The organism is Alteromonas sp. ABE4_545 (assembly GCF_056161325.1).
Genome location: NZ_JBSWYY010000012.1, coordinates 64764 through 86792 on the forward strand (window position 1 = coordinate 64764; position 22029 = coordinate 86792).

Here is a 22029-nt window from a genome sequence, read left to right on the forward strand (position 1 = left end):
TAGGGAAGACCTAATCATGAGTGCAGAACAGTTCGACTATATCGTTGTAGGCGGAGGCTCCGCCGGAGCGGTATTGGCTACGCGGTTAACTGAAAATCCCGCGGTAACAGTGTGTTTGTTAGAAGCGGGCAATCCAGATAAAAACCCACTGATCCATATTCCGTTTGGGTTGTCGCTAATCAGTCGAATTCAGCATCTTGATTGGGGCTATTATACGGCTCCTCAAACTCAGCTAGATGGTCGAGAAATGTTTTGGCCTAGAGGTAAAACCTTAGGTGGCTCCAGCTCGGTGAATGCCATGTGTTATATTCGCGGGCACATCGACGATTACAATCATTGGGCTGAGCAAGGCGCCGCCGGTTGGACGTTTGACGAGGTGCTGCCTTATTTTAAAAAAGCCGAAAACTACTTTGCGGGCAGTGATGAATTCCATGGTACGGGTGGACCATTAAATGTCGATGCTTTGCGCCATTCCAGCGCCTATTCACGGGCGTTTGTGAATGCGGCAGAGCACGTTAATTTGCCCCAACGAGAAGACTTTAATCGCGATGAACGCGATGGACTAGGTTTGTATCACGTTACGCAAATTAACGGTCAGCGTTGTTCCACTGCAAAAGGGTATTTAAGCCAAGCAAAACATCGGCATAACCTCACTATTATCACTCAGGCTGCGGCTGAAAAAGTACTCATTAAAAACGGTGTTGCCACGGGCGTGCAATACCGTCAAAAAGGCAAGTTACATCGGGCCATGGCGAAGTGCGAAGTGTTACTCTGCGGCGGTGCAGTAAATTCTCCACAGCTTTTGATGTTGTCGGGAATCGGCCCGCGTGAGCACTTAGAAGATTTGGGCATCTTTGTGCAGGTGGATTTGCCCGGTGTGGGCCAGAATCTGCAAGATCATCTCGATGCCATTGTGCAATATCGTTGCAAAGCAAAAGAAGGCTACGCCGTTGCCTTGTCTGCGTTACCTCGTTACGTAAAAGCTGGTTGGGATTACCTGATGCATCGCAACGGGATTTTTTCGTCAAATGTGGCGGAAGGTGGTGGGTTTGCCCGTTCCTCGCTCGCCACTTTTGGTCCCGATTTACAATTTCATTTTCTACCGGCTATTTTGCAAGATCACGGGCGTAAATTTGTGTTTGGTCATGGCTATGGTTTACACGTGTGTGCGCTGTATCCAGAGTCACGGGGTGAGATTCGACTGCAAAGCAGCCATCCCGCAGATTCGCCATTAATCGACCCCAAGTACTTAACGCACGACAATGATAAACAGGTGATGATAGACGGCGTTAGATTAGCTAATGCCATTTTACAAGCACCAAGTTTTGAGCCTTTCGACGCTCATTTATCGGTTGGAGAGCATAGCCTCGAATCAGACGAGGACATAGTGACCTTTATTCAAGACCGAGGTGAGACCATTTATCACCCCGTGGGCACATGTAAAATGGGGGGCAGCGATGATGAAATGGCAGTGGTAGACCCGCAATTAAAAGTCAGGGGAGTGGCCAATTTGCGCGTTGTAGATGCTTCTGTCATGCCGAGTTTAGTTGGCGGCAATACCAATGCCCCCACTGTCATGATTGCAGAGCGCGCAGCGGATTGGATAAAATCCACCTATCAGAAAGGCTAGCTAGTCTTGGCTGGCTTGCTGCATAAATAGCCCAGCTGCGGTTTCACACATTTCTTCTAAATGGCTGGCGTCTGCGTAGATGCCGTCAATCAGTAACCGCGCTAAGCCATGTAGCGTGGCCCATGTCACTTGTGATAACCGCAAGGTGTCTTGATCTTGTGGCAATATACCAAGTCGTTGCCATTCCTTGGTCATGGCAACTTGGTATTGAAAACAGGGGTAGGCCACGTCTTTCAAATCTTTCGACGCATTACCAGATTTCCACAACGTGCGGCCAAACATCAAATCGTACATTTGTGGATGGGCTGATGCGTAAGACACGTATTCAAAAATAAACTGTCGCATGCGTTGTTTGGCCGGTACTTCCGGAGCTTCAAAAATACCTTGGGTAATTTTTTGCCATTCTGCATAGCCTTGGGCCGCTATTGCACTGAGTAAGGCGTGTTTGTCTTTAAAGTGGTGATAAGGCGCCGTGCGCGACACGCCTACATCTTCTGCCAGCTTGCGCAGCGATAACCCTTCAATACCATGAGCTTCCAGTCGCGCCGTTGCCGCATTGACTAGCGCGACATACAAATCGCCATGATGATAAGTTTTTGCAGATTCAGACATAAATACGGCTAGTTGTTAGTTAGGGTTACTCTTCCCACATAGAAGAAAGTGATAGTGACACATTAGTGACGTTATGCAGCTTAATGTTTATCTTGACAGTGTCAACTTACCGCTTTATCTTGACGCTGTCTAGTTTGCAAAAATGTTAATTGCCATGGAAAACATCAGCGAATTTCAAACCTTATCAGTTTTAGTTGACCAGCATATTGGTCATATTCAACTTAACCGTGCCGACGCGCACAACACGATGAATCGCGCTTTCTGGCAGGAGCTTCCTCAAGCTATTCGCGATTTAGATGCTCGGGGAGACGTGCGAGTTGTTGTGTTGTCGTCAACAGGAAAACACTTCAGCGCGGGGATGGATTTGGCCGTTTTTCAGGGGATGGCGAGTCTGTTTGAAGGTGAACCCGCCCGCAGTGGTGAGCAACTTCGACGGTTAGTGTTGGAGTTGCAAGACAGTTTTACGGCTTTAGAACAAGCCAGAATGCCGGTGTTAGCCGCGATTCAAGGTGGCGCGATTGGCGGTGCATTAGATTTAGTGTGTGCGTGTGATTGCCGGTATAGCACTGAAGACGCCTTTTTTACGATTAAAGAAACCCCGCTTGGTATGACAGCCGATGTTGGCACTTTGCAGCGCTTACCCCATCTTATGCCGATAGGTTTAGTCAAAGAATTGGCCTATACCGGCCGACATTTATCGGCACAGGAAGCGCAAGCGTGCGGATTCGTCAATCAGGTCTATGCTGATCACGACACTATGATGAAAGCCGTGATGAAAATTGCCAAACAAATTGCACAGCACTCACCCCTTGCTGTGTCAGGTTGCAAACACATGATCGATTACGCCCGTGACCACAGCGTAGCGGAAAGCTTAAATTATATGGCAACGTGGCAAAGCGGCATGTTGCACCTTACTGATATTCAACAGGCCATGAAGGCGCAACAATTAAAACAAGCGCCTGAATATCAATCATTAACCCCTGCAGGCAGCGTGGTAGCAAAGTTGCCTGGTGATAAAACAAAATAAGTTTGGATTAAAACGATGACCGTAACTGATAATCCTGTGTACCCACATCTATTTCGACCGTTAGATTTGGGCTTCACCCAATTAAAAAACCGTGTGTTAATGGGCTCAATGCATACAGGCCTAGAAGAGATGCCACAAGGCCACAAGCATATGGCTGCCTTTTATGCTGAACGCGCCAAAGGGGGCGTTGGCCTTATTGTTACAGGTGGTATTGGCCCTAACGACGAGGGTTCTACCCACTCTCACACACGTCGACTTGATTCAGACGAAGCGGTTGCCGCACACAAAGTAGTCACCGACGCAGTGCACATGCAAGACGGTAAAATTTGTATGCAAATACTGCATACCGGCCGTTACGCCTACAACAAAAATTTGGTCGCGCCTTCAGCCGTACAAGCGCCAATTAACCCGTTTACACCGCGCGAATTAACCAGTGAAGAAATTGATAAACAAATCGATGATTTTGTGTTTACCGCACGTCAAGCCCAAAGAGCGGGATACGACGGTGTGGAAATCATGGGTTCTGAAGGGTATTTTTTAAACCAGTTTATCGCGAAGCGCACTAACCACCGAAGTGATGAGTGGGGAGGTGACTATGCAAACCGTATTCGCTTGCCGATTGAAGTGGTACGTCGTGTGCGTGAAGCCGTGGGTGAGCATTTCATCATTATTTATCGCTTGTCTATGCTCGATTTAGTCGAGGGCGGTTCTACCGCAGACGAAGTGATTCAATTAGGCAAAGAGATTGAAAAAGCCGGTGCAACCATTATCAATACCGGTATTGGATGGCATGAAGCCCGTATTCCCACGATCGCCACTAAGGTGCCTCGTGCAGCATTTACATGGGTAACAGCGCGTTTTCGCGCCGAGCTCTCGATTCCAGTAATCACGTCTAACCGTATTAATACTCCCGAGGTTGCAGAAGAAGTGCTGGCTCGTGGTGACGCAGACATGGTGTCGATGGCACGCCCTTTCTTGGCTGACCCTGAATTTGTGCGTAAAGCCCAACAAAACCGCGCTGACGAAATCAATACATGTATTGGTTGTAACCAAGCGTGTTTGGACCATATTTTTAACGGGAAATTGACCAGTTGTTTGGTCAACCCAAGGGCGTGTCACGAATTATCTTTGGTTATACAGCCAACAGAACACCCGAAACACATAGGTATAGTGGGTGCAGGCCCCGCAGGTTTAGCTGCCGCTGTCACTGCAGCACAGCGCGGACATAAAGTGACCTTGATCGATGTGGCGAGTGAAATTGGTGGGCAATTTAATATTGCTAAGCAAATCCCTGGTAAAGAGGAGTTTTACGAGACGTTGCGTTACTTTGCCAAGCAATTGACCTTGTACCCCATAGACGTGAAGTTAAATACCCGTGTTGACGCGCAAACGTTAAATGAGTCTGACTTCGACGAAGTGATCTTGGCGACGGGCATAAAACCTCGTACACCCGCAATCGAGGGTATTGAGCACGAAAAAGTGCTGACTTATATCGATGTACTCAAACACAAAGTCGAAGTGGGTCAACGGGTAGCGATTATCGGTGCGGGTGGCATTGGTTTTGATACCGCAGAGTATTTGTCTCATGGTAAATCTACACCGAGCCAAGACATTCCAACCTTTATGCGCGAATGGGGCATTGATATGACCTTTGACGCACGCGGTGGGGTAGAGGGCATGCGTCCTCAGCCAGAGCCGTCGAGCCGTGAAATATTCTTACTTCAACGCAAAACCACCAAAGTGGGGGCAGGCTTGGGTAAAACTACAGGCTGGGCGCACAAAGCGGGATTAGCCATGAAAGGCGTGAAAATGCTCAATGGTGTGGAATATTTAAAAGTTGATGATGCAGGTTTGCATATTCGAGTAAACGAGCAGGTACAAGTATTGCCCGTTGATAATGTAATTGTGTGCGCAGGCCAAGAGCCTATGCGGGAGCTGGTAGACGGTTTGAAAAAACCTCATCACCTTATTGGCGGTGCTGATGAAGCGGCTGAACTAGACGCCAAGCGAGCTATTGATCAAGGTACTCGATTAGTGGCAGGGCTGTAATAGATGGCGATGATTAGTGTAGAGCAGTTAACAAAACAATTGAATGAAGCGCCTGAAGAGGTTGAATTTAGCGAGGTCATTGCGCTAGTTGATAACACCTTTATCTTCACGCCGAGTGCATTTACTAATGGTGAAGTGAGTAACGATGCAGGCCAGAATAACGGCTCGTGTAAGTTGCTCGCTCTTGGGCGTTATCTCAATTTGTCACAGGCGCATACCTTGGCGCTGTTTGGTCGCTACTACCGTGAGGATGTATTACAACATCCAAACGGCGACGACCACGCTAATATTCGCAATTTTATGCTTACCGGCCATGAAGGTGTGCTTTTCGATACCTTCCCGTTAACACCGAAAGCTGAATAGACATTCACCGCGCAGTCGTCATTTTATTGTTTGAAATGACGACTGTGATGGCCATAATTTTTCCTGTTTACCTCAACTTGTTCTTTAGTGAGAGAAATTTTTTTCAAATCGTCTTGCGATTAGTGATCACGCAATAACACCCGATAAAACCAATCAGTGGTGTATTCAATTGCTTGTTCAGCTTTGGACTGATCGGTCTCTAGTACATTAAAGATGTGGCTGGCGTTTTTGATGGTGATTTTGTCAAACGAACCAAAGGGCATCTCGCGAAGTACATTGGTCGTCGTTGACGGTACTTGTTTGTCTGCACTGCCTGCAATAGCTAGTACCTGTCCACGATATTGTTTCAACTTCGACAATGAACGTTGGGCTTTGAGTTGTTCAAACCAATCTAGGCTCAGCTTTAACGGTGAACGCCATGGAAAGGTTAGGGTAACAAAGCCTTTTTCTTGTGCCTCAACGTAATGACTATCAAACAACGACTGAATAGCCGTTGTGCCGTCTCCCACAACCGATGACCATAGTGCTAAAGCCGGGACTGTATTGTTTTGGTTGATCAGCATCTGTGCGATCAAGCCTCCTTGACTAAAGCCAATCACGCCGATTTGATTTGGATTAACTTGTTTATTTTTACGCAAGTAATCTAGCCCTACTTGCGCATCCCTTACCGCACTTTTCAGTGTGTACTGAAGATAATCGACTGGACTGTCGCCGGTTCCTGCAAAATCAATACGCAAAGACGCAATGCCTCGTTGCGCGAGTTGATTTGCCAGACGCTTGTAGAGATCGCCTACTTCATCTTTGTGTGAAGCAGTGCCGTGCAGCATGAGTACAGCAGGATACGAAGCTGTTTGGTTGGCGTGCTCGGGTACGGTCAAAATAGCGGGGGTAGCGTAGTCTTCATGGGACAATTGCAAATAGGTGTCTTTAGCGTTAGCTATATGAGCGATTAAGCAACTCACACCGAATACAACTACGCGTAGAGAGTAACGATAAAAATGAGATGAAAAATGTTTATAAATCATGAGGTAACTGAGTGATTTTATGGTCTGTAGAACCCCCAGTGTAGAGCAGTGAACACACATTGCAATGGGGTAAGTGTCGGTGGTGAAAAATTAAATCACGGCCTTGTTGTATTTTTACTAGTCAAAAAGAAATTTTCGGGTAATATCGCGCCGCTGTCTAATACACCCTACCTATTGGCAGCACTCACACTTGTAATTTTGGCCTTAGTTTACTGATAGGTATGACCACATTGGTTGCAGCAGTTTCTTTGTCTGTTGTTGATGGCGGCGACGTGTTTGAAACGTCGTTGTTTGAACAAATCGCAGAAGATTTGATAAATCAAGGATACAGCATTCGCCCGAATGCGTTGCCTGAAAGCTTAGCTCAATCTTTATTGGATTGTCAGTACAGTTTGAATGACGCGGAATATTCTGACGCCGGAATTGGGCGGAATACACAATTTGCCAAGAATGGCTTTGTGCGTACCGATGAAATTTGTTGGATAGATGGTAGCTCGCAGGCGGGTGCCGATTGGTTGGCTTGGAGCGCAAGATTACAGAGTTACCTGAATCGCCGTTTATTTTTGGGACTGTTTTCTTTTGAAAGCCACTTTGCCCATTATGGCCCCGGTGATTTTTACAAGCGCCATTACGACGCCTTTAAAGGTGAAACCAACCGCGTTTTGTCGTTAGTGACATACCTCAACCCAAACTGGGGCTTGGACGACGGTGGCGAATTGGTTATATATCACAGCGACTCTGACCGAGAGGGAACCAAGGTCGTGCCTATGTTTGGCACTGTGGTGGTTTTTTTGAGTGAGGAATTCCCACACGAAGTGTTACCCGCGCAACGCAGCCGTAACTCTATTGCGGGGTGGTTCAGGGTCAATACGTCTATTAATAACAAAATTGACCCCGCCAAGTAATACATCAGGGGTTAACAACGTTAGGCAGAACGAACGACACTTTGTTGGGGTGTAGACGAAACCACAAGCCCGGGTTGGCGTCGAGTTGCTGTTTTGCTTCTTCTGCATTCAGGTTTATCGCCGTATTCAGTACTTTGGCGTAGGTCTTGATTTTGGCTGGTGCTGTATCAGCATCTACTACAGACTGAACCAATTTCTTCGCCCCTAAAATGGCACCAGGGCCGAGTGTTAATATCACATTAGCGGCTCTGCATTCGGCCTCATCTTGCTCGCTAATTTCACTGCCACCGGCCTTAAATTTACTAATATGGTGAGCAAGAATACTGTCTGAAATTGGGATCAGCCCAGCAATATGATTAATTCGAGCGCCGGAGAATGGCTTGATATACGCGAGGTGAGATGCGTCATTTTCTTCAGGACCATGACCGATAAAGAAAATATCTAAACCACCGAGAGCCGCCAATTTATCAAGGTATTGAATCAGGCTGGCTTCCAAATCGTCAGCGTCGGTTTGCATTGGTGTGAAGCTTTTGATTTTCTGGAAAAATGCGTCGCCAAGAATGCGTTCAAAATCTCTAACAAAACTGAGGCTGTTAGCCATACTCATGGGAGCTAAAGCGTCTTGAGTAAAAACATTGAGTCTGGCTAACACCGCGTCTAATGCTGTACCTTGCGCTTGTTCGCCCAGTAAGCGGTGAAATTGTTGTGCGCCTCGACCACCGAGCAGCGCAATATTGATATCGCCGGTTTTCTCCTCAGCCGTTTTGAGTAGCTCGGTTAACATCGCTTGCCCCACGTCGGCCTCAGAAGGTAATACCGTCGGCGTGACGCCATAATCAGTTAAATTCGTTGTTACCGAATGTGCCTGAGACAACCAATTATTGTGGTTTTGTACGTCGCGTATAAACGTCATGTTTCACCTGACTTTGTTATTGAAAAGATCATTGATAATAAATGCTACCGGTAGCATAACAGTCAGTATCTTCGGGGAAAAGCCATCGGCATTATGCCAATGGCTTTTATTCACTCGTCTTCACATTTGAACTACTGAGCGTCGTCAGTTGTTGTCTGTTCAGGCGCTAACGAGGGTTCTTCGCTGGGAGTCGCTGTTTCCACGTTAATAGGGCGGTCGGGAAGGTTGTCGTAAAGAGAAACGTTGTAAACCATGTCGCCTATGCGAATTTGTTTGAAGCGTGGCGTTTGCAGGTGGACTTGTTGATCACCTAGTTTTTCAATAAGTGATTTGTCTTCTTCAACTCGGGAGTTGCTACTTTGACTGACAGACAATTCGGCCCAATGCTGACCTACTGGCACATATAACGTACTGCGAGTACTGTACGTGGTTTCTTTCAGCAGCAAAAACTCCGATTGTCCGTCTTCGTCTGCATCGGTTTCAATTAGGTAGACGGCCGATGTATTGCGTAAGTCCCATTTATTTTTAGTTAAATCTAAATAAATCAGGTCGAGTAAAGCATCGGGTGGCGTGCAATTATTCAAACATTGCACCCCTTTTAAAACCATCAATTTGTCTTGGTCTTTGTCAATATCTTCACCGCGCTGGTATGTGCGGTTTAGCTTTACAACGAACTCCGGGTGCGTCTCGGCGTAGTCTAGGCGCAGTTGTTCAATGGCGTCAAAGCCGGGCTTCGCCAGATAGCGCTCAAAATACAGTATGTCTAACTCGTCAACGGTAATTTCGTCAGAGTGAAGTCGCGCTAATTGGTCACTCACGACGAGTTTACGTAAATCTAGCATTGGGCTATTTACGGCAACGAGTAACACCATAAACACCATGCCCATAGCCACATTCACTCTACCAAGGGTACTTATCCAAGCATCGCGCTGGCGAACAATGCCAATTACATAACCCACTGAGAATAGGGCGAGCAAGCCCCACACGATCATTCCCCATGCGCGTCCCAACGACCATCCATATTGGTCGATTCGCAATGACAGACCATAATAAACTAGCGCACTGTAAATCGGCAGAATGGTAACGCCGAGGTAGATAAACCTATGTATTGCGATGTGGTAAGGGCGTTCTGTACTCTCGCCTTGGTACACACTGTTGATAGAGAACAGCAAGCAGGCTTGCATCCACAAGATCAAGTAGCTCCCTGGGCCATCTTCCCATAGTGGCGCGAGGCCGGTAAAAGGCAATGCGGCGAGAAAAATCAACGACACGAAAACCAGCAACACCAGCAAGTATTTTAACAATGCTTGCTGAACCCGTTTGATGGCATCAATAATAAAACTCAATCGGCGAATGAGAATAATGCCGAAAGCCAGCGCCATAGCAAGTACGGGATAGAACACCCATTTTTCGGTGAATAGGTCGTAGAAAAAGTCGACATTAATGACTTTGAACAGGCCCGCCCACAGCATGAGGACACCCCAAGTGACTAGCGTAAAAAAGCCCGCCAGCACCAGAGTTAGCATATTTCGCCACGAGTAATTAAACAGCGCTGGGTAGCTAAGGCCTTGTTTCTCTACGTATAGCTGTATATACATCAAGCCTTTAAACGTGAGTAAGGCAAGGGTGAATGTTAAAGAAAACAGTAAATCACTAATGCCGGTGTTTGAAATCAATACAACTTGTGAGCCTACATAAAAGCCAAGCAAGCCACATAGTAATGTGAACGGCGTTACCCATGCGGCTAATCGCCATTTGTTTTCACTGTCAACGGCGAGCAAATAAATAGTGGGGCCGATCAGTACGATGGCGTACAGGGCGTAGAGCCAGCTAGCAGACGTGGCTGGCCAATATTCAAATTCGATAGACTCGTGTAGCAACACCAAGGCGAAGCCTTGTACCAATGCGATAAGTAGCATGAGAACCGGAGGGAAACCGGCAGATTTATTGGGATCTTCCATGATGTATCCTGATTTTTATTGTTTTCTAATCAACAATGTACTCGATTGTTGGTCTATTTTAAAATCGAAAGATTGCAATACATTCATCCCTAGCAACCCGTCTACTTCGTCCATCAAAGAAAATGGCAAAACAAATGCACTGATGTCGTGTAAGGTATGCTCACCCAGTTGCAGCGTAGCAACTTTCACCAAAGGCGCTCTAATCGTGCCGCCAGCGGTAGACACGTCAAAGCGGCCAATAAATTCTACTTGCCGTTGGCGCATTAACTGTCGAAACAGCGGTTGGGAAATGGCAGTAGTGCTGGCGCCAGTATCTAGTATCAGGTTAGCGGCATTGCGTCCGAGCGCAACAGACACCAAATAATTGTTGCCCATTTGGGCTAATGCAATGCGTTCGATGTCTTGACGTTTTCGCCATTCTGGGCCGACCCACTCATTGGCAGAGGTGTCGCGATTGATCGGGTTGGCAATGGCGCGTATTTGTTGCGCATCAGGGTCGTCCGACGCCAATGCTGCCAGAGTATCTTCCATCAAGGTTAGCTTTTGTTGCCGTGCGTATGCCTCAGCTAAGGTTAACGTGATCCCCTTATCGGTAGGATGTAATTGAAACAGTGGCTCCATAATTTGCGCTAACGCTTCCCAGGCGAGTGCTTGCTTTAGCTCGGTGACACTGCTCCACAGCAGTGTGTTGAGTCGTTTGGTGACTAAATCTGATTGACGCTTGGTTAATGGCAAATCCAGCAGTTGATTTAAATGCAGTAAACCATCAATTAATGGTTGAGTGGCCAACACCAGTTCAGTTTCTATGATCAGCAGCTCAATGTTAAATGGGTCGTCTTTCAATGCGTCACTGAGTTCAATGGCAAGTTGGTCGTAATCTTCCCCATGCAGTAACTGAATGAGTCGCAGCGTTGACCTCGATGCATTTTGCTCGACCAGTGTAGTTAACAGCTTGCCTGAATGAGAAGGGGAAGCAAGCGGTGTCTGAGCAGTCGCAGAGGCGTCGTGCGCTAACGACGACTGAGGTAATTCATTGCTCAGCGCCTCATGTTCAGGTTGTGACTGCTGAGGTTGGGGTGGCGCCAAGATATCCGTTGATACAGGTCTTGTGTTCAGCCATTGCCAAAGGTTTACACCTAATGAACACAGCAACAAAACACTCAGCCAAAACGTTACAGGTCGCATGATGTTGCTGTCTCCCTTACACGTGCGCGACATCCACATCAATTGACGCGTTGCCATAAGCATTTTTGAATGATTCAGGCATGCGTTTTGGCATACCAGTACTTAATGCCACGCAGACAAAGTGCGTGGTTGCCGTAAAAACCGTGTGCTGATGTTTGGTGCAAATAAATTGAAAGTGACGAACGAGGTTCAGGCGTTGGTCACAGTGGGCAATCCAAGTAGCACAAGCAAGTGTGTCGTGTTCAAATGCAGGCTTGTGGTATTTCACGTTGTGTCGCTGGATCACCATGCCTCGGTCAAGTGCCTGATAGTCTGAAAAGTGCAACCCGAGATGATTTGAATGCTCCCACGCCAAGGCTTCCAAACGACTAATATACGCCACGTTGTTAACGTGGTTGTAATGATCAATATGGCTGTGGTCAATTTTCCATTCGCTGATGTAAGGCTCAGGGTGTAACCAGTTTAAATCTTCATACATAGGGGAGTGGATTGTCCTGTGGTAAGGCTCTTTTGGGGTCGAGCAATTGGGCGTTGAGTTCAGCTTCCCGTGTAATCACGGGCTCAATAAAAGCGGTCACATCGCCTAAGTTTTTAAACGCCTTGAATCCGGTTTCTAAAAACTCGTGCAAGGCTAACAATTTAGCCATTTTGGCTGGCCGCCGCGCCATTTTAATCAACATACCTATGCCGGGTATGTGTACTACATCGGCCAGTTGTTGGCCCAAACGCGCAACAATATCAAGTTGAGCTTGTCGTTTGTCTGCTTGGCCAACGTTGCGATAGGCGATGGCATAACTATCTCGTGTGAGCGGTTCGTCGCCCATATACTGCACCATAGCCATATCCATCTCAAACGATATGGCGTTCAGTGCGAGTGCGTCGTCTAAAGCACGCATGGCTTTTTCTGGTAGCACTTTGGCGAGTTTGGGAATCACACGCACAATGTCGGCATCGCGTTGACTGAAATCTTTCGGGCCGTATAGTTCACCCACAAAGAAGTCCATCGCTAGTTTGTACTCGTCCTGCGCAGCAAGGTCCGCGTGGGTAGTAAGTAGGCGTTTACATTGCCATTCCTGTAACGCATTTATTTGCGCAATAATCCCCACTTGCTCGGCTAATTGGCGGCGGGCGTTAACTTTGTGTAAGTGCTGAATAATGTGATCAACAGATAACGTCACTGTAACCTCTCGATGTAATTGCGCTGATAGAGTGGCGTATGCTCGAAAGCAATGCAAGGGCACTGGTCTGAATGATGACATTTTGCTATCCTCGCGGCCTCATTTTGTTGTTAGGAAAATCTCGTTCGTGTATTCCATGCCTGCCGCCATTATTGATGAATCAGACCCTCAGGTAGATACCTTGATCAGGTTGTTCGACAGTACCTTTGCGGTGTCGTTTAATACGCGTTTGGTACGAGGTGCAGATGAGCCCATTTATCTGCCAGCCAATGAGCAGTGTGACTATCATCAAGTGGTTTTTGCCCACGGTTATTTTTCAAGTGCACTGCATGAAATTGCACATTGGTGTATTGCGGGGGAGGCAAGACGTCAATTAGAAGACTATGGTTATTGGTATTGCCCCGACGGGCGAGATGCTCAGCAACAACGCGAGTTTGAGCAAGTGGAAATCAAACCACAAGCCGTCGAGTGGGCGTTAACCTATTCTGCCGGGCGGGTTTTTCGTGTCAGTACAGACAACCTTAACGGCGCAGAACCTGATCGCGATGCTTTTACGGCCGATGTGTTTGCCCAACTCACAGAGTATGTGAAACATGGCTTTCCACCTCGAGCAGCCACTTTTATGTCGGTGCTCGCTACGCATTTTAATGTTCCAGCACTGACTTTGGCGATGTTAGAGGAGCTTGCACCATGACCACTAAAACATTTCGCCTTGGCGTATTAGTTAACCCATATGCAGGTATTGGTGGGGCACTGGCGCTCAAAGGCAGTGATGGCGCAGAAGTTCGTCAGCAAGCGTTGGCCAACGGTGCCGAACAGCTAGCGCCTAAAAAAATGACTACCGCTTTGCTCGCATGCGTAACCAGCGCGAGTGAAGTGCAAATAGTGACGGCTGCCGGTGACATGGGCGAGTCTGCCTGCCAAGCTGCTGGTTTGGCTTGTGAGGTGATTTACACGCCGGCAAATAGTCAAACTGAAGCTTTTGACTCGGAATGTGCGGCCGAAGCACTGGTTAATCACGGTATCGACTTATTGCTGTTTGCCGGAGGTGATGGTACAGCTCGAAATATTTGTGCCATGGTGGAGCAGCGCGTGCCAGTGTTGGGCGTACCCGCAGGATGTAAAATTCATTCAGGGGTATACGCCGTTACGCCTTCAGCGGCGGGGCGTGTGGTGCATATGATGATCAACGGTGAGTTAGTCAGCGAACGCGATGCCGAAGTACGCGACATTGACGAAAATGCTTTTCGGGCTGGCAAGGTGTTAGCTAAGCATTACGGTGAAATGCGAGTACCCAACGAATTGACTTACGTACAAGCCGTGAAAATGGGCGGTAAAGAGAGCGAAGAGTTGGTGCTGAACGACATAGCCGATCACATTATTGAGCTGATGGAAGATCATCCCGACGATTATTTTGTGATGGGTTCTGGTTCAACAGTGGCGAATGTCATGGACTTGCTCGGATTAGATAACACTTTGTTAGGTGTAGACGTAGTCAAAGGCCAAACACTCGTTGCCAGTGATGTGACTGCGGGCGAGTTAATCGACCTAACCAAAGGGCATCCAACCCGTGTGGTGATTACCGTTATTGGCGGGCAAGGGCATATTTTGGGCCGTGGCAATCAACAGCTTAGCCCCATGTTTTTGAAGCAAGTAGGGCGTGACGCATTAACGGTCATCGCTACCAAAGCAAAATTGCAGGCGCTCGCAGGGCGCCCACTTATACTCGACACCAGCGACCCCCAGCTTGATTTAGCGTGGGCGGGCCGCATATCAGTGATCACCGGTTTTCATGACCGTGTGCTTTATCCGGTAAACTAAGGACCACAGATGGAAGAACAAATTCAAGCCTCACCAGAGGTAGTAGCACAACTTCGACGTATTGATGACGAATTAGATGCAGTTGTTGATCATGGTGATGATGAATATTTGTTTATCGCGAGTTACTTGCAAGGGCATTACGCTGTGATTGCGCGTGTTCTTGAGATGGAAAGCGATGCCTCGTTACAAGAGTTAGACCGAAGAATGCAAGCAAGCTTTACGCGTGCATTCGAAAACAAAGAGCTTGAGATAGCAGACCAAGATAAAGTACAAACGTTGTGGCAGCGTTTATTGACGGCGGCAAAGTAAGTCGCCCTTTTTCGGCAGAGCAGGGCAAGGCTTTGCCGTTAATACCTCCCCTTATTTTACATCGTCGTTCGTGACTTCACAGTATTGAACACATTGTTTTGTTGGTACGTTTTTTGCGAGCAGTGCTGTCGAGTTTTTATAATCGCAATTTTTTGACGGTGCACTTTCATGATGGCTAAACGTTTACTACACACAGCTGGCTATATTGGCCTAACCTTATGCATGTTGACTGGCTGCGCGTCAGATAACAGTCAAAACATGACACAAGCGAATACTACCCCCTCTTCAGCATTGGGGAATGTGGAATACTACACCTACGTGTTAGCCAACGAGCTATTTGCTGGGTTAAGCCCCGCGCGTCAATCTCGGTATGCGGTTGTGGGCTTTGTACCTGTTGATAGTATGGAATACGACCCCAATTTGCAGCATCCCCTTGCGGTATTAGGGCATCAACTGGAAGAGGGGTTGATCACCGAAGCGACAAAACGCGGATTTATCACTCAAGAGTTTAAGCTTACGAACGATATATTAATCAGTGATAATGCAGATCGCGTGTTTTCGCGAAACATTGACCAACTGTCAGCCAGTGACAGAGTGGATTTTTTCATTACCGGTACTCTGGTGTTTCAAGAATCGGGTGCCATGGTCAATGCTCGAATAATCAGCGCGCAATCAAAAGATATTGTGGCGGCGGCTACACGCTTTTTCCCAGCTGATTTATTCTGGGAGCAAGAGCAGGTGACATCGCGTAATGGGCGGTTGTACCGAACCGAAGACAAGGGGTAACGGGCTATGAATCCGATGAAGAGTTTGAGTGCAATTGCGCTGTTAACATGTACGCTATCAGGCTGTGCTGTGTTTAGTGACGAAGACGAAACACAAGCTAACGAAACTGAAATCGGCCGTTCTTTGAACATTGTTGATATTTCTGCCATGGACCGAGCGCCCGTTGCGCAAGTGAGCGCGCAGGCCGACGAAGCCGACGATTTTGGTGCGCTGGGTCAACCTTCGCTTTATTCCAGTGTACAAGGTGCGTATAAAGGTCGCCCGCTAACTAAGCACATTGGCGATTATGTTAAGAATATGACCCAAGACCTAGTGTCTAATATGGAGTATGTGTCTAACAAAACGCCCGTCGGGGTGACAAACTTCGCGTTACTAGACTCAGACTTACAGCAAACAAATTTGCTTGGTCAGCAGATGGCAGAATCGTTTCTTCACGAACTGCACAAGTTCCGCATTCCCGTACTCGATTTTAAAATGACCGATTACATCCGTATTACTGAGCACGGTGATTTCGTGCTCACCCGTGACTATTTGGAAATAGACGGTAGCTTGCCCATTGAATACGTGCTTACAGGTACAATGGCTAAGCACCAAGGTGGGGTGATGGTGAACGCGCGTATTGTAGGGCTTGAGTCACGCGCGGTGGTTGCCAGTGCGCAAATGCTGATCCCTTTCTATGTTGTCGATGCACTAATCCCTAGTGACGGTAGCCAATCTGGTTCGACAAAAGACGGTATTAGGTTGAGCCGAGGGTAAAGCAATGACGGTATTTGCGCGGGTTAAATTAACAGTACTCTGCCTGCTCTCGGCGGTGACCCTGCTAGGTTGTGCTAGTGGTGGAAACGGCAGTGGATATTATTGGTTTGAGAGTGACAGCGACGAACAACCTACTGTTAGAACAATGGTGGCCCCACCCCAAGGCAGTGGCCTCGCATACCGACCTGATATGCGCGACATCGAAATGTTTCAGGAACGCCAATCTCAAACTGGCTATCGCGATCCACTTCAAACAGGATTTATTCCCTCGCAAACCCATAAAGTGTTGGTGGATTATGCCAGCCAACTTGCCATGGAATTAATGGATGGCTCAAATTCACTGACAACACAAGATTTAGTGGGTGTTGCCAGTTTTGTACGTTTAAATCGCTCTTTGCAGGAAACCACCATTTTAGGCAATCAATTATCAGAATACTTGATCGCTGAATTGCAGAGTTTTGGTGTGGGTGTAGTCGATTTTAAGTTAGCCAATACGTTAATGGTGACTGGGGCTGGTGATATTGCCATGAGCCGTAAAGGCAACCAATTGGCGAAACAAATGGAAATTGACCACATTCTCACGGGGACGTTAATCGAAGAAGCCCGTGGTGTACGCGTGAATGCGCGTATAGTTTCGGTAAGTAATAGACGTTTGGTGGCTAGCGCCAACCTGTTTGTTCCCGCTTTTATGGTTACATCGCTTAACCCTGCGCCATTGGTGTCTGAATCTGATTAATTGCATGCATGTGGCCCAAAGTGAATCGGGCCACATAGTCATATTCTCTTTTGGTCAACGGGCCGACGGCTAAACCTTATTGCGAATTAAATCTCTCACTAAATAGCGATTTGGCGCCAGCGCTTGTAATAACGGTTCGCTCATTGGCATTGGTGAGTGAGTCAATTCGCTGGCTAACACTTCGGCCATAAGTGGCGCAGTAGTCAACCCTCTCGATCCTAAGCCGGTAAGATAGCTAATCTTTGACTCATTATCTGGAAGCGGCATTGAAGACAAAGGTTTGCCGACACTCAACCCTTCAAACAGAGCTTTTTGTTGTTCCCAGTTTGGAATTAAGCCAACGATAGGTTGGTGATCTGGTGTGCCTAATCGTATTGATGCTCGGGCCGTATTGTCATGTGTGAGTTGTGTTATCCAATCACACGCTGCGAGCGCCTTCACTTGGGTGTCGAGGTTTTGGCGAGACTCTTCTTCACGAGGTGTTGTGTCTACGTCGCCTTTCACATAGGTCGACCCTAATGCATGGTACCCGTTGAAACTGGGCGTGAGGTAGCCTTTGTGACACAATACGGTGTTGAGTGCTTCTAATGTGCCAGCAGATTTCACGCGTTCGACTTGCCCTCGTACTGGGCGCAACGGTATTTGCTCAAACCAAGATTGTGTCGCGGCATGATGACCCGTAGCGATCACCACGTGATCGACAGTAGTAATAAGCGCGTCGCTAGCCCACAGCGACATTGTTCCATCATCATTGTGTGTAATGTGCGATACGGCGGTTTGCCAATGCGTTTCACAGCCGTGCTGAGTTATCAGGTTGTTTATCGTGGTGTCGATCAACGACGGGGGATTGATCCAGCCGCCTTTTTCTACCCACAATGCGCTATAGGGTAAAGGAACGCCGGCTTTTTCTTCAAGTTCAGCTTGCGCGATACCTTTTACTAGTGCTTCTGGCCACTGCTGTTTTTCAAGCAAATTTTGATGGCGTGCTTGTTGATTGTCGTTAAAGGTGACTAATGCCACACCACAGAAGTCGTGATGGTAACCCCCAACATTGTTGAGTATCGCCTGATAGTAACGCTCTGCGTACAAGAAACTGTGAGCCTGAATCATTGCAGGCTGACTCGCGTCGGCGTGTAGCTGTGGGTAAAACCCGCCTTGGGCGTTGCCAGAAGCGCCTGTTGCCGGTGTTGCAGCGCTATCGATAACCACAATACGCATGCCTTTATTCGCCAAGGCTTGTGCGGCGCTGATGCCTGCAAGCCCAGCTCCTATTACTGCTACCTTCGCTCCTGAAGACAGCCCGGTTTTTGCAAACCGATAATAGGGCGGTGCAGATACCTTAGCGGTGATTTTTGCGGTATAGCGCCCTGCGAGCATGTCGCGCTTGCGGCCGAAACCTTTGCGCTTTTCAATGGTAAAACCGGCGTCTTTTAAGCCGCGTTTTACCATTCCTGCCGCGGTAAAGGTGGCAAAAGTCGCGTTAGCTTTAGAAAGACGAGCAAGCTGTGAAAATAAGGTCTCCGACCACATCTCAGGATTTTTACTCGGAGCAAAACCGTCTAAAAACCACGCGTCAACTAATCCTGTCGCTGGGCAATGCCACTGGGGCATTGAGTCTTTAATGTCACCAATCCAAATATCCAAAGTGGTGTGGTACTGAGGGAATTGTAGCCGATGGCAACCTGCTAGCGGCACTGGGTATTGGGCTAAATAAGCGTCTGTGTATTCGCTCAAACTCGGGAATACAGCCAATGCTTGCGCAATATCTTGCCGCTGCATAGGAAATTTTTCTGTGGTGATAAGGTGTAAATAGCGCAGTGGGTGGTCGGGGTGTTGTTGTCGAAACTGATGAAATGCCTGCATGACCACCAAACAATTCAACCCGGTGCCGAAGCCCGTTTCGCCAATAACAAAGCGTTCTTGTTGAGTTTGTTGCCAGGTGTCGTGAAGGTCGTTGCCATTAATAAAGACGTGCTGGGTTTCGTCGATGCCGCTGTCGTTGGAGAAATACACATCGTCAAAATCATCCGCCACAGGCGTACCTTGAGAATTAAAATGGATCTTGGCTGCAAAAGGACGCAAATTCATATACCTTTAATGATGCTCGGGTAAGGTTGTGCGGCAATGATACCCAGCTCATCGCTTTGAAGATAGTGAAAGCTTCAAATAGACAGATGGATATTGAGTAAAAGAGCAGACCACTTGGCGGCGTAAAATCGTTACCATAGGCCGCACAAAAGTATAGGGTAAATTATGAAAAGAGCAGTTATCACCGGCCTAGGCATTGTGTCTAGTATTGGTGTCAATAAACAACAAGTGTTGGATTCGCTCAAACAGGGCAAATCTGGCATCACTTTCTCAGAGCAGTTTGCAGAAATGGGCCTGCGTAGTCAGGTGTGGGGCAACATCGACATCGACCTGAAAGAACACATTGACCGCAAAGCAATGCGCTTTATGGGCAATGCGGCAGGTTATGCGTATGTGGCTATGCAACAAGCAATTGAAGATAGTGGCTTAGAAGCTGCCGATATTTCCAATCCAAGAACGGGGATTATCGCAGGTTCAGGTGGCGCATCTTCAGAAAACCAAATTTTGTCAGCTGACATTTTGCGCGAGAAAGGCGTAAAGCGCGTGGGGCCTTATATGGTGCCGCGTTGCATGGGCTCAACCGTTTCTGCGTGTTTGGCAACGCCTTTCCAAATTAAAGGGGTTAACTATTCTATTTCTTCCGCATGTGCTACCAGTGCCCATTGTATTGGTAACGCGTTAGAAATGATCCAGTTAGGCAAGCAAGACGTGGTATTTGCTGGTGGCGGTGAAGAGTTGCATTGGACTTTGTCTCATCAGTTCGACGCGATGGGTGCTTTGTCATCTAAATACAACGACACGCCAGCGGTAGCTTCTCGTACTTACGATGCAGCCCGTGACGGCTTTGTTAGCAGTGGCGGTGGCGGTATGGTCGTAGTTGAAGAACTCGAACACGCATTGGCCCGCGGCGCGAAGATTTACGGCGAAATTGTCGGTTACGGTGCCACTTCAGATGGCTACGACATGGTTGCGCCATCTGGTGAAGGTGCGGTGCGTTGTATGCAAATGGCGATGCAAGGCATTGATGCACCAATCGATTACCTGAATACCCATGGTACGTCTACACCAGTGGGCGACGTGAAAGAATTGGCGGCAATTCAAGAGGTGTTCGGTCAATCAGGTGTGCCTATCAGCGCTACTAAATCACTCACAGGGCACGCTTTGGGTGCAGCTGGCGTTAACGAAGCTATTTACAGCTTGATCATGATGGAAAACAACTTTATTGCGCCATCGATTAACATCGATGAGCTTGATGAAGCGGCAGCGGGCCTTGATATTGTTACGGCAACCCGTGAAACCACGCTCAATACCATTATGTCTAACAGCTTTGGTTTTGGCGGTACGAATGCAACGTTAGTGATGCAGCGTTACCAAAAATAAGGTAAAGCGAATTAACGTTTGATCGAAAAGGCGCCAATGGCGCCTTTTTTAATGGTGGCGTGTAAGCTTTATTCTCGCCTTATTGTGTATTTTTTATTACACTCGCGAGCATGAAAATACGTTATGAAGAATCTATGCCCTTTGGGCACGAGTACCTCAGCAAGCTTGGCAGCGCCGAGCCTTTTCCTGTGGGAAATCTTGACGCAGCCTTGTTAGCCGATACTGAACGCCTAGCGGTTCGTTCGACGACAAAAGTAAATGCAGCACTGTTACAGCATGCACCTGTATTAAAGCAGGTGGTAACCGCGACAGCAGGCATTAATCATCTTGATATTCCTTTATTAGAACAGCGTGGTATTACGTGGGGGTCTGCGGCTGGGTGCAATGCAGTAGCGGTGGCAGAATACGTGCTCAGTATTTTGCTCAATGCACACTGCGACAACAAACTCGATTTGGCTAACGCAAAGGTAGGAATTGTTGGCGCGGGTAATGTCGGCACCCGTTTGAGTGCCATTCTTGATGCTCTTCACATCAGTTACGTATTGTGTGATCCACCGTTACAAGCCAGTGGTGACACGCGCGCATTTGTGGCTTTTGACGATATTCTTAGCTGCGACGTGATCACTTTACACGTGCCTTATGTTGCAAGAGGGCAGTTTTGTACCGATAAACTGCTCGATGAGCGCGCTTTGTCTGCGCTCAAACCTAATCAGTTGCTGATCAACGCCTGCCGTGGCGAAGTGATTGATGAAGTGGCATTAAAAGCCAGACTCAAGCAGCCCGACGCTCCAACTGTGGCATTAGATGTGTTCGACAACGAACCCAACATTGATACCGAACTGCTGGATTTAATTTGGTTTGCAACCCCTCATATTGCTGGGCATACGGTGGAAGGTAAGGTACGAGGAACACAAATGGTTTACGACCAAATGTGTGCCGCAATGGGAAAAACGCCCTTGTTGACCTTAGATGACTTTCTCGATCCAACACCAGTGCTGTATTTTCCATCAAATCCTGTCGAAAATCAGGGCTTTGACTATCGTATTATCAGTAATTTGTTATTTTCGATATATGATATCAAAGACGATGATAGGATTTTTCGTCAAGGCATGGCAGAATCAGTGTCCTTCTCAAAAATGCGTAAAGAATATCGCGTGAGAAGAGAAATCGCCGCTTATCAGGTCGAGATTACCCATGAGCTTCCAACAGAGATAACGACAGTATTGGAAAAGCTCGGTATTCAACTTAATAAAGCCGCCAAGAGTCGTTAAGTAGCCGGTAAGCGATACAAGTGTTTAGCAACGA

At 47.6% G+C, this 22029-nt stretch carries 21 protein-coding genes; 13 read left to right on the forward strand and 8 right to left on the reverse strand.

Features of this window, described 5'->3' with window-relative positions; translation table 11 throughout:
• Nucleotides 1–16: 16 nt before the first annotated feature.
• On the forward strand, nucleotides 17–1630 hold the full coding sequence (locus tag ACXAH6_RS12405; RefSeq protein WP_474877259.1) for a GMC family oxidoreductase: 1614 nt from the start codon (nucleotides 17–19) through the stop codon (nucleotides 1628–1630).
• On the opposite strand, the gene ACXAH6_RS12410 is transcribed toward ACXAH6_RS12405, so the two are convergent.
• On the reverse strand, nucleotides 1631–2242 hold the full coding sequence (locus ACXAH6_RS12410; protein ID WP_474877260.1) for a TetR/AcrR family transcriptional regulator: 612 nt from the start codon (nucleotides 2240–2242) through the stop codon (nucleotides 1631–1633).
• A gap of 154 nt (nucleotides 2243–2396) precedes the next feature.
• On the opposite strand from ACXAH6_RS12410, the gene ACXAH6_RS12415 reads away from it, so the two are divergent.
• The 3 genes from ACXAH6_RS12415 to ACXAH6_RS12425 are packed head-to-tail and all read left to right on the forward strand — an operon-like array spanning nucleotide 2397 to nucleotide 5681.
• The gene (locus ACXAH6_RS12415; RefSeq protein ID WP_474877262.1) at nucleotides 2397–3269 is read left to right on the forward strand and encodes a crotonase/enoyl-CoA hydratase family protein; all 873 of its coding nucleotides are present in this window, start codon (nucleotides 2397–2399) and stop codon (nucleotides 3267–3269) included.
• 15 nt (nucleotides 3270–3284) lie between these two features.
• Nucleotides 3285–5318: an oxidoreductase gene (locus ACXAH6_RS12420; protein WP_474877263.1), complete on the forward strand. Its 2034-nt coding sequence runs from the start codon at nucleotides 3285–3287 to the stop codon at nucleotides 5316–5318.
• A gap of 3 nt (nucleotides 5319–5321) precedes the next feature.
• Nucleotides 5322–5681, forward strand: a complete 360-nt coding sequence (locus ACXAH6_RS12425; protein WP_474877265.1) for a HopJ type III effector protein — start codon at nucleotides 5322–5324, stop codon at nucleotides 5679–5681.
• A 119-nt stretch (nucleotides 5682–5800) separates the two neighbouring features.
• Here ACXAH6_RS12425 and ACXAH6_RS12430 read toward each other — a convergent pair whose 3' ends face one another.
• Nucleotides 5801–6706 carry an alpha/beta hydrolase family protein gene (locus ACXAH6_RS12430; RefSeq protein ID WP_474877267.1) on the reverse strand — a complete coding sequence of 302 codons (906 nt, stop codon included), beginning with the start codon at nucleotides 6704–6706 and terminating at the stop codon, nucleotides 5801–5803.
• A 221-nt stretch (nucleotides 6707–6927) separates the two neighbouring features.
• Between ACXAH6_RS12430 and ACXAH6_RS12435 the strand changes: the two genes are divergently transcribed.
• Nucleotides 6928–7611 (forward strand): 2OG-Fe(II) oxygenase, encoded by a 684-nt coding sequence (locus tag ACXAH6_RS12435; RefSeq protein WP_474877269.1) that lies wholly within the window; start codon nucleotides 6928–6930, stop codon nucleotides 7609–7611.
• Between the two features lie 4 nt (nucleotides 7612–7615).
• Here ACXAH6_RS12435 and ACXAH6_RS12440 read toward each other — a convergent pair whose 3' ends face one another.
• The 5 genes from ACXAH6_RS12440 to ACXAH6_RS12460 all read right to left on the reverse strand — a co-directional run bounded on the left by ACXAH6_RS12440 (nucleotide 7616) and on the right by ACXAH6_RS12460 (nucleotide 12929).
• A complete protein-coding gene (locus tag ACXAH6_RS12440; RefSeq protein WP_474877270.1) occupies nucleotides 7616–8524 on the reverse strand; it encodes a hypothetical protein in 909 nt (302 codons plus the stop codon).
• A 131-nt stretch (nucleotides 8525–8655) separates the two neighbouring features.
• Nucleotides 8656–10485, reverse strand: a complete 1830-nt coding sequence (locus ACXAH6_RS12445) for a DUF4153 domain-containing protein (protein WP_474877271.1) — start codon at nucleotides 10483–10485, stop codon at nucleotides 8656–8658.
• A gap of 15 nt (nucleotides 10486–10500) precedes the next feature.
• Nucleotides 10501–11670 carry a retropepsin-like aspartic protease family protein gene (locus ACXAH6_RS12450; RefSeq protein ID WP_474877273.1) on the reverse strand — a complete coding sequence of 390 codons (1170 nt, stop codon included), beginning with the start codon at nucleotides 11668–11670 and terminating at the stop codon, nucleotides 10501–10503.
• A gap of 16 nt (nucleotides 11671–11686) precedes the next feature.
• Nucleotides 11687–12148, reverse strand: a complete 462-nt coding sequence (locus ACXAH6_RS12455; protein ID WP_474877274.1) for an acyl-CoA thioesterase — start codon at nucleotides 12146–12148, stop codon at nucleotides 11687–11689.
• A complete protein-coding gene (locus tag ACXAH6_RS12460; RefSeq protein ID WP_474877275.1) occupies nucleotides 12141–12929 on the reverse strand; it encodes an FFLEELY motif protein in 789 nt (262 codons plus the stop codon). The genes ACXAH6_RS12455 and ACXAH6_RS12460 overlap by 8 nt, the downstream gene beginning before the upstream one ends.
• 55 nt (nucleotides 12930–12984) lie before the next feature.
• Here ACXAH6_RS12460 and ACXAH6_RS12465 point away from each other — a divergent pair, with 55 nt between their 5' ends.
• From ACXAH6_RS12465 to ACXAH6_RS12490, 6 genes are all read left to right on the forward strand, one after another.
• Nucleotides 12985–13542, forward strand: coding sequence for an elongation factor P hydroxylase (locus ACXAH6_RS12465; protein WP_474877338.1), 558 nt, complete (start codon nucleotides 12985–12987; stop codon nucleotides 13540–13542).
• Nucleotides 13539–14669, forward strand: a complete 1131-nt coding sequence (locus tag ACXAH6_RS12470) for an ATP-NAD kinase family protein (RefSeq protein ID WP_474877277.1) — start codon at nucleotides 13539–13541, stop codon at nucleotides 14667–14669. The genes ACXAH6_RS12465 and ACXAH6_RS12470 overlap by 4 nt, the downstream gene beginning before the upstream one ends.
• 9 nt (nucleotides 14670–14678) lie before the next feature.
• Nucleotides 14679–14978: a YfcL family protein gene (locus ACXAH6_RS12475; protein WP_474877278.1), complete on the forward strand. Its 300-nt coding sequence runs from the start codon at nucleotides 14679–14681 to the stop codon at nucleotides 14976–14978.
• A gap of 168 nt (nucleotides 14979–15146) precedes the next feature.
• Nucleotides 15147–15764 (forward strand): FlgO family outer membrane protein, encoded by a 618-nt coding sequence (locus tag ACXAH6_RS12480; RefSeq protein ID WP_474877279.1) that lies wholly within the window; start codon nucleotides 15147–15149, stop codon nucleotides 15762–15764.
• 6 nt (nucleotides 15765–15770) lie between these two features.
• Nucleotides 15771–16520 (forward strand): FlgO family outer membrane protein, encoded by a 750-nt coding sequence (locus ACXAH6_RS12485; protein ID WP_474877281.1) that lies wholly within the window; start codon nucleotides 15771–15773, stop codon nucleotides 16518–16520.
• Nucleotides 16521–16524: 4 nt separating this feature from the next.
• Complete coding sequence (locus ACXAH6_RS12490; RefSeq protein ID WP_474877282.1) at nucleotides 16525–17256, forward strand: FlgO family outer membrane protein; 732 nt, start codon at nucleotides 16525–16527, stop codon at nucleotides 17254–17256.
• Between the two features lie 69 nt (nucleotides 17257–17325).
• Here the strand turns inward: ACXAH6_RS12490 and mnmC are convergent, their stop codons facing one another.
• The gene (mnmC, locus tag ACXAH6_RS12495) at nucleotides 17326–19344 is read right to left on the reverse strand and encodes a bifunctional tRNA (5-methylaminomethyl-2-thiouridine)(34)-methyltransferase MnmC2/FAD-dependent 5-carboxymethylaminomethyl-2-thiouridine(34) oxidoreductase MnmC1 (protein WP_474877284.1); all 2019 of its coding nucleotides are present in this window, start codon (nucleotides 19342–19344) and stop codon (nucleotides 17326–17328) included.
• A 165-nt stretch (nucleotides 19345–19509) separates the two neighbouring features.
• Between mnmC and fabB the strand changes: the two genes are divergently transcribed.
• Together fabB and ACXAH6_RS12505 are read left to right on the forward strand one after the other, a co-directional pair.
• Nucleotides 19510–20724, forward strand: a complete 1215-nt coding sequence (gene fabB / locus ACXAH6_RS12500) for a beta-ketoacyl-ACP synthase I (protein ID WP_474877285.1) — start codon at nucleotides 19510–19512, stop codon at nucleotides 20722–20724.
• Nucleotides 20725–20834: 110 nt separating this feature from the next.
• Nucleotides 20835–21995, forward strand: coding sequence for a 4-phosphoerythronate dehydrogenase (locus ACXAH6_RS12505; protein ID WP_474877287.1), 1161 nt, complete (start codon nucleotides 20835–20837; stop codon nucleotides 21993–21995).
• Nucleotides 21996–22029 lie beyond the last annotated feature (34 nt).